The sequence below is a fragment of the Imperialibacter sp. genome (assembly GCF_040222815.1).
In the GTDB taxonomy this organism is placed as follows: Bacteria; Bacteroidota; Bacteroidia; order Cytophagales; family Cyclobacteriaceae; genus Imperialibacter.
In genome coordinates, this window is record NZ_JAVKCH010000035.1 from 1 (window position 1) to 1,275 (window position 1,275).

General features: G+C 44.4%; 1 protein-coding gene. It reads right to left on the bottom strand.

Going from position 1 to position 1,275, the window contains the following annotated elements; all coding sequences use genetic code 11:
* Positions 1–86: 86 nt before the first annotated feature.
* A protein-coding gene (locus RIF36_RS17185; protein ID WP_350149446.1) for an IS3 family transposase occupies positions 87–1,203 on the bottom strand; the annotation gives its coding sequence in 2 pieces (ribosomal slippage) (positions 87–923 and positions 925–1,203; 1,116 coding nt in all).
* Between the last annotated feature and the right edge of the window lie 72 nt (positions 1,204–1,275).

Here is a 1,275-nt window from a genome sequence, read left to right on the forward strand (position 1 = left end):
TGGTAGTGTACCCCAAGTGTTGGACAGCAGATCGGCTATCTTAAGGTGTGAAATGATAGTTTAAAATAAAACATATTTTTCTTTTTTCAACGGAAATATACTTCGGCTGGTGTCCGATAATCCAGTGAAGAATGAGGCCGATCATTGTTATATTCTTCAAAATATTGCGATAATCCTTGGTATAGCTCCAAGCCACTTTCTGGCACGCGTAAATAGAGATAGTCATATTTAACACTTCGCCAAAGCCGCTCGACAAAAGCGTTATCAGTAGCTCGTCCTTTACCATCCATGCTCACTTGGATAGCGTTGTCTAAGAGCAATCCTGTGAACAAGTTACTGGTAAACTGACTACCTTGGTCGGTATTGAATATCTCTGGTTTGCCATGCATAGCTAAAGCTGTCTTAACTGCCGCCAAGCAAAATGATACATCCAAGCTATTGGATAGCTCCCAACTCAATACGCATCGGCTGTACCAATCCATCACTGCGGTCAGGTAGAGAAATCCCTGTCTCATCGGCATATAGGTGATGTCCGTGCTCCAAACTTGGTTGACACGCTCTACTGTCACATGGCGTAGTAGATAAGGATACACTTTGTGTTCAGCATTGGGTTTACTAAGGTTCGGCTTAGGGGTGATAGCTTCCAAACCCATCTTGCGGTACAGTCGTCGCACTCGCTTCACATTCACCGGATAGTCTAATCTACGGCGCAAATAGCCGTACATCATCCGCACCCCGTAGTAAGGTGTGCGCATGTACTGCTCGTCCATCTGCCGCATCAACTCCAGATTGAAATCCGACTCTCCAGCAGGCTGATAGTAGTAAGCCGAACGGGCCAGACCTAGTAGCTGACACTGACGGGTCAAACTGATCTGAGGATGCCTTCCTACTAGCCTTCGCTTTTCAATAACGCTCATAGCCAGATTTTTTTTTCAACCAGTCCAATTCTATCTGGTACTGGCCAATCTTTTTGTAAAGCTCCTCAATCAAGGCTTCCTGTTGCTCTTTTTCTTTGCCTAAATGCTCTTCAAACAACTCCTCAGCAGTAGAGAGCAACTGCTGCTTCCATTGTGAAATCTGGTTAGGATGCAATTGGTATTTTTTGCCTAACTCAGTCAGCGTTGCCCGCTCACGAGCCGCTTCAATGGCCACTTTGCTTTTGAATGAGGCACTAAAACGTCTTCTTTTCCCTTTTGTTCCCATAGCAGTTAATTTAGAGATTTTAACCACCATTTTACACCTTAATTACCTGTCCAGTTTTTGGGGACTATTATA